Here is a 5,597-nt window from a genome sequence, read left to right on the forward strand (position 1 = left end):
ATGCCGATGCCCACCAGCCACAACAGCAGCCAGAAGGCGATCAGGCCCAGGCCGATCCACACCGGGCGTTCCTCGCGCCGCTTCTGCCATTGCGACCGCGCGCGCGCCTCGGGCTGGCGCGGTGGCAGCAGGTCGGCGCCGGCGGGGGGCGGGGGCGGCGCGGGCGCCTCGGCGGCGATGGCATTGCGCGCCGGCTCCACCGACAGCGCGCGCGGGCCCTTGCCGCCCACGTGGATGTCGTCGAACATCACCTGCAGCCCTTCGCGGGGCTTGGACGGGCCGCTGTAATCGCGCAGGTGAAAGAAGACGTCGGCGGGGATCTGCGGGCAGCGGATGAAGCCAAAGGCCTTCTCGGCGTCCCAGCGCACCACGGTTCCCTGTTTTTTCATGTTCGCGTGTGAAGGTGTCGGGTGGAAAATCCGCTCGGTTGTCATGGTATCCGAAATGGCGCAAAATGCGCCATCCAGGAGATTTGCCATGTCGTCTTCCAGCAGCAGTTCATTTTCCTCGGTCAAGTTGCCCGCTGGCCTGGTCCGGCAGGCGCGGGAGGCTGCGCAGCCCCAGCGGCGCTCGGTGGCGGGCCAAATCGAGTACTGGGCCACGCTGGGCCGCATCGCCGAAGAAACCGGCCTGACCGTGCAGGAGGCCCGTGAAGCCATCGCCCGGTACGACGCCGCGGCCCGCCACGCCGAGGAGGCCGTCGATGCGGTCGACGCGATCGAAGCGCGCTTCCTGGCCGCCGAATCCAGTGGCCGCCTGGCGCAGGCCGTGCGCCAGACCGTGCTCGACAACCGCAGCAAGGCACCGGCCGCCCGCCGAGCCGCGTGAGCCGGCCGGTTTTCTACCTGCTCGCCGGCCCCAACGGTGCCGGCAAGTCCACGCTGTACCGGGCCGCGCTGGCCAGCGGACTGATCCCGCCCGAGGCCGAGTTCGTCAACGCCGACCTGCACGAGGCCGCGCACCTGCAGCACATTGCCCAGCCGGCGAAGCGATCTCAGATGGCGCGGCAGTGGGCCGACCAGCAGCGCGCCGCCTGCCTGGCCGCGGGCGATTCCTTTGTGAGCGAGACGGTGTTCTCGCACCCATCCAAGCTCGATCTGCTGGCGGCGGCCAAGGCCGCCGGTTTCTCGGTGGTGCTGCTGGTGGTGTGCGTGGACGACCCCCGGCAGCTGCTCGCGCGCGTGCAGCAGCGCGAACACGAGGGTGGCCACAGCGTGCCGCCCGATCGCATCCTGGCGCGTTACCCGCGCACGTTGGCAAACCTGGCAAAAGCGATCGCGCTTGCCGACCTGGCCTTGTTGTACGACACGTCGGGCCCGCGCAACCGCGTGGTTCAGCCTCCCAGGCTGGTGGCGCGTTGCCGCGCCGGGCGCGCGCTGTGGAAGAGCCCGGAGCGCCGGCCAGCCTGGGCGGATCGCCTGCTGGCCGATGTGCCCGAAGGTCCGCCCGCCGCCGCTCATTGATTACAGTGCGGCATGTCCGACGAATCGCAGATCGAAATCCCCCCGTCATTTCTGGCGCTGTACGTGGCGCCCGGACGCCAGAAACCCAGCCTGCCGCGCGATGAACTGGCCGAGCGTTACGAGCTTTGCGAAGACATGGCGCAGCTGCTCACCGAAACCGCGCGCAACATGGAGTTCGGCCTGGGCATCACCGAGGCCGATGTGCTTGCGCGATGCCTTCAGGGCCTGCGGGTGGTGCCCACGGTGGTGAGCGAAGCCGAGTCGGTGTGGGTGGTGCACCGCCTGGCCGAACTGCTGGACTGGCCGGCGCTGCCGGCCTGATGGCCAAGGCTCAGCGCGACCGTGTGGCGCGCAGCCACGCCAGGCAGGCGAAGGCGCTCAGGCCCAGCGCACCGGAGATCCACAGCGCGCCCTCGCCCCAGCGTTCGAGGCAGGCACCGAACACCAGCGGCGCAAAGGCCTGCGCCAGGCGCGAAGGCAGCATGATGAGGCCTTGCCGCCGGCCGTAGCCCATAGGACCGAAGTACACCAGCGGCAGCGTGCCTTTGGCGATGGTCATGATGCCGTTGCCCGCACCGTGCAGGAGGGCGAACAGCGGCCCGGCCACCGGGCCCAGCAGCATCCAGCAGACCACCCCCAGGGGATGGCCCAGGGCGGCGGCGCGCGCGGCGAACACGGGGTGCAGCCGCCGCAACAGGCCGAACTCCAGCAGACGGCCCGCCACCTGCGCGGGGCCGACCAGGGCGCCGATGGCGACCGCGCCGGCCAGCGTGGCTCCACCGGCCATCAGCAAGGTGGGCAGATGCGCGGCCATGGCCGTGCTCACGAACCAGGTGGCGGCGAACACATAGGCCAGCACACCGGCCGTCCAGCGGTGCGGTGCCGCCTCGGGTGCGGGCGAATCGGGGGAGGGGGGTGCCGCGGCGCCGGCGGGCGCCGGCAGAGGGGCCGCGCGGGGAAGGCAGGCGTTCAGCGGCAGGCCGAGCACCAGATGCAGGCCCGCCCAGCCCAGGCAGGCGCCGCGCCAGCCCCAGGCCGTTTCCATCCAGCCGCTGAGCGGCCATCCCACCGTGCTGGCGAATCCAGCCAGCAGCGTGATACCGGTGATGGACGCGCGGGCGTCATGCCCCTTGAGCCGCACCAGCGCGGCGAAGGCGGCTTCGTACAGGCCGCTGCCCATGACGATGCCCAGCAGCAGCCAGCCCAGCACCAGCCCGGCGGTGCCCTGCGCTTGCGACAGCACCGTCAGGCCAAGGGCGGCCAGCAGGCTGGAGCCCGCGAGCATCGGGCGGCCACCCCAGCGATCGATGGCACGCCCGGCCCAGGGCCCCAGGGCCGCGGCCAGCAGCATCGCGGCCGTGACCGCACCCCAGACGTGGGACACCGGCACGCCCAGACCCCGTGCCATGGGGGCGGCCAACAGGGCCGGAAGGTAATACGTGGACGCCCAGGCCAGGGTCTGCGCCGTGCCCAGGCGCAGCACCAGGGACCCGTCGCGCAACGATGCCATGCCTTGGCTCAGGCGATGTCGAAGGCGTGAAAGCCGAAGCGACCTTGCCGGCGATCGGCGAAATAGTGCTCCAAGGTCTCCTTGACGGTGCGAAAGGCGATCTCGTCCCAGGGAATCTGGTCTTCGGTGAACAGCCGCGCCTCGATCGTTTCGTGGCCGGGATCGAAGCGGTCGCTGAGCAGGCGGGCGCGGTAGTAGATGTGCACCTGGCCCACGCGCGCCACATTCATCAGCGTGAAGATGTCGCCGAGTTCGAACTGCGCGCCGGCTTCCTCGTCGGTCTCGCGCGACGCGCCCTCGGCGGTGGTCTCGCCCAGTTCCAGAAAGCCGGCAGGCAGCGTCCATTTGCCCCAGCGCGGTTCGATGTTGCGCTTGCAGAGCAGCACGTACTCCCCCGTCTCGCCCCACACCGGCACGGTGCCGACGACGTTGAGCGGGTTCTCGTAGTGCACCGTGTGGCAGGCCGGGCAGACGGCGCGGATCTTGGTGTCGCCGTCGTCGGGCAGGCGCATGTCGACGGCGGCGCCGCAGTTGCGGCAGTGTTTGGGCGGGGTGCGCAGCATCGAGCCAGTTTAACGGGGCGCGGACAGACGAAAAAAAGCCGGGCACCCATGGGCCCGGCCTGGGGGGAAGCCAGCGGTGTCAGGCCTTCTTGCCGTGCTTGGCGATCAGGGCCTTGGCGGTTTCGAGCAGCTTCTTGCCGTCGAAGCCACGCTTGTCCATGTCCTGCACCCACTCCACTTCCACCAGGCGCGCCTTGCGCTTGAATTCCTGGGCCTCGGCAGAGGGGATGGTGTAGATGGAGTTGCCCTGCTTGACGGCGGCCTCGCGGCCGGGCGCGTCGCCGGCCTGCTGCACCTTGCCCAGCCAGCCCGAAGTCTCGATGCCTGAGTTTTTGTCGATGACGGCCTTGAGGTCGGCCGGCAGCGAGGCGTACTTGTTGCGGTTCATGCCCATCACGAAAGTGGTGGTGTAGAGCGCGCCGCCGGCGGGGTCGAATTCGCTGTGGAACTTGGTGAGCTCGTGCACCTTCACCGAGGGCACGACTTCCCAGGGAATCACGCAGCCGTCGATCACGCCCTTGGAGAGCGCATCGGGGATCTGCGGCAGCGGCATGCCCACGGGGATGGCGCCGAGGTAGCCCAGCATCTTGGTGATCTGGCGGGTCGGGCCACGCACCTTGGAGCCGCGCAGGTCTTCAGCGGTCTTGATCTGCTTGCTGCGCATGTGGAACATGCCAGGGCCGTGCACCTGCAGGGCGATGGGCTGCACTTCCTTGTACTCGTCGGGCGCCATCGTGGTGATGTACTCCCAGAAAGCCTTGGAGGTCGCTTCGGCGTTGTTCATCATGAACGGCAGTTCGAACACCTCGGTGCGCGGGAAGCGGCCCGGGGTGTTGCCCGGCAGGGTCCAGACGATGTCCACGACCCCGTCGCGCGCCTGGTCGAACAGCTGCACGGGCGTGCCGCCCAGTTGCATGGCGGGATAGCCTTCGAACTTGATCCGGCCGCCGGATTCCTTCTCGACCTTGTCCATCCATGCCTTGTGCATGTTGATGTACACGTTGGACTGCGGCGCCATGAACGTGTGGAACTTGAGCGTGACGCTTTGTTGGGCGAAGCCTGTGAGCGCGGGTGCGCCAAGGGCCACGGCCGCACCGGACTGAAGCAGGGTTCTGCGTTGAATCATGTTGAAAGTCTCCTGGGGTCAAAGAAAAACGGGAAAAGCATATGTCAGGCCAGGTCGTTTGCGTGAGAGGTCTAACCCTCGGGTGCGACCTCCGTCACGTTCTCACACCACGCGCACCGAAATGGGGGTGAGGCCATCCACGCCACCATGCAGGGTGTCGCCCTTCACCACCGCAGCCACGCCTTCGGGCGTGCCGGTGTAGATCAGGTCGCCGGGCTGCAGCGCCCAGGCGGCCGACAAGTGTTCGATGGTTTCGGCCACGTTCCAGATCAGCTTGGCCACGGTGCTGCGCTGGCGGTCCGCGCCATTGACCTGCAGCCAGATCGGCGCCTCGTTCACATGGCCGGCCTGCGCGGCGGGGGTGATGGGGCCGATGGGGGCGGACTGGTCGTAGGCCTTGCCGATGCACCAGGGGCGGCCCTGCTTCTTCATGTCGTTCTGCAGGTCGCGGCGCGTCATGTCCAGGCCCACGGCATAACCGAAGATGTGCTTTGCCGCATCGGCGGCCCGGATGTGGCTGCCGCCCACGCCGATGGCCACGACGAGTTCGATTTCGTGGTGAAGGTTGCCGGTGAGGCTGGGGTAGGGCATGTCGGCGGTCTGGCCCGCGTCGGCGACCACGATGGCATCTGCCGGCTTGAGAAAGAAGAAGGGCGGTTCGCGGCCGGTGAAGCCCATCTCCTTGGCGTGCTCCTCGTAGTTGCGGCCCACGCAGTAGATGCGGTGCACCGGGAAGCGGCTGTTCTGCCCGTGTACCGGCACGGACACCGGCTCGGCCGGCGGGAATACGAAAGGCATGTTCGTCCTCGGATGGTTGGCGGCCCCGCGGTCGGGTGCGGGGCCGGGGGGGGGGGTGCCGGCGTGGCCGGACGGTGTCATGCGGAGCGGGTCACGAGCTCGAAATGTTCGACCGTCGGTGGCCCGGCGAAAAACCC

The 5,597-nt window shown here is 68.8% G+C and carries 8 protein-coding genes; 3 read left to right on the top strand and 5 right to left on the bottom strand.

Features of this window, described 5'->3' with window-relative positions; translation table 11 throughout:
- The coding region (locus KIT86_RS23960; RefSeq protein WP_297403071.1) for a cold shock domain-containing protein at positions 1-389 on the bottom strand (389 nt) is incomplete at its 3' end.
- Between the two features lie 88 nt (positions 390-477).
- Here KIT86_RS23960 and KIT86_RS23965 point away from each other — a divergent pair.
- The 3 genes from KIT86_RS23965 to KIT86_RS23975 are packed head-to-tail and all read left to right on the top strand — an operon-like array spanning position 478 to position 1,784.
- A complete protein-coding gene (locus tag KIT86_RS23965) occupies positions 478-828 on the top strand; it encodes a hypothetical protein (RefSeq protein WP_297403073.1) in 351 nt (116 codons plus the stop codon).
- On the top strand, positions 825-1,463 hold the full coding sequence (locus KIT86_RS23970) for an AAA family ATPase (protein ID WP_297403075.1): 639 nt from the start codon (positions 825-827) through the stop codon (positions 1,461-1,463). The genes KIT86_RS23965 and KIT86_RS23970 overlap by 4 nt, the downstream gene beginning before the upstream one ends.
- A gap of 12 nt (positions 1,464-1,475) precedes the next feature.
- The gene (locus KIT86_RS23975) at positions 1,476-1,784 is read left to right on the top strand and encodes an ATPase with chaperone activity (protein ID WP_297403077.1); all 309 of its coding nucleotides are present in this window, start codon (positions 1,476-1,478) and stop codon (positions 1,782-1,784) included.
- A gap of 10 nt (positions 1,785-1,794) precedes the next feature.
- On the opposite strand, the gene KIT86_RS23980 is transcribed toward KIT86_RS23975, so the two are convergent.
- From KIT86_RS23980 to KIT86_RS23995, 4 genes are all read right to left on the bottom strand, one after another.
- Positions 1,795-2,973, bottom strand: coding sequence for an MFS transporter (locus KIT86_RS23980; RefSeq protein ID WP_297403079.1), 1,179 nt, complete (start codon positions 2,971-2,973; stop codon positions 1,795-1,797).
- An 8-nt stretch (positions 2,974-2,981) separates the two neighbouring features.
- On the bottom strand, positions 2,982-3,536 hold the full coding sequence (locus tag KIT86_RS23985; RefSeq protein WP_297403081.1) for an NUDIX hydrolase: 555 nt from the start codon (positions 3,534-3,536) through the stop codon (positions 2,982-2,984).
- Between the two features lie 79 nt (positions 3,537-3,615).
- Positions 3,616-4,662: a TRAP transporter substrate-binding protein gene (locus KIT86_RS23990; protein ID WP_297403083.1), complete on the bottom strand. Its 1,047-nt coding sequence runs from the start codon at positions 4,660-4,662 to the stop codon at positions 3,616-3,618.
- Between the two features lie 102 nt (positions 4,663-4,764).
- On the bottom strand, positions 4,765-5,460 hold the full coding sequence (locus tag KIT86_RS23995; protein ID WP_297403085.1) for a fumarylacetoacetate hydrolase family protein: 696 nt from the start codon (positions 5,458-5,460) through the stop codon (positions 4,765-4,767).
- Between the last annotated feature and the right edge of the window lie 137 nt (positions 5,461-5,597).

Origin of the sequence: Hydrogenophaga sp. (assembly GCF_026125825.1) — a bacterium.
In the GTDB taxonomy this organism is placed as follows: Bacteria; Pseudomonadota; Gammaproteobacteria; order Burkholderiales; family Burkholderiaceae_C; genus Hydrogenophaga.

What these genes read in the sequence shown, in the direction of transcription:
- KIT86_RS23985 (WP_297403081.1), bottom strand. Translation starts at nt 3,536, where the DNA reads ATGCTGCGCACCCCGCCCAAACACTGCCGCAACTGCGGCGCCGCCGTC.
- KIT86_RS23980 (WP_297403079.1), bottom strand. Translation starts at nt 2,973, where the DNA reads ATGGCATCGTTGCGCGACGGGTCCCTGGTGCTGCGCCTGGGCACGGCG.
- KIT86_RS23975 (WP_297403077.1), top strand. Translation starts at nt 1,476, where the DNA reads ATGTCCGACGAATCGCAGATCGAAATCCCCCCGTCATTTCTGGCGCTG.
- KIT86_RS23990 (WP_297403083.1), bottom strand. Translation starts at nt 4,662, where the DNA reads ATGATTCAACGCAGAACCCTGCTTCAGTCCGGTGCGGCCGTGGCCCTT.
- KIT86_RS23965 (WP_297403073.1), top strand. Translation starts at nt 478, where the DNA reads ATGTCGTCTTCCAGCAGCAGTTCATTTTCCTCGGTCAAGTTGCCCGCT.
- KIT86_RS23995 (WP_297403085.1), bottom strand. Translation starts at nt 5,460, where the DNA reads ATGCCTTTCGTATTCCCGCCGGCCGAGCCGGTGTCCGTGCCGGTACAC.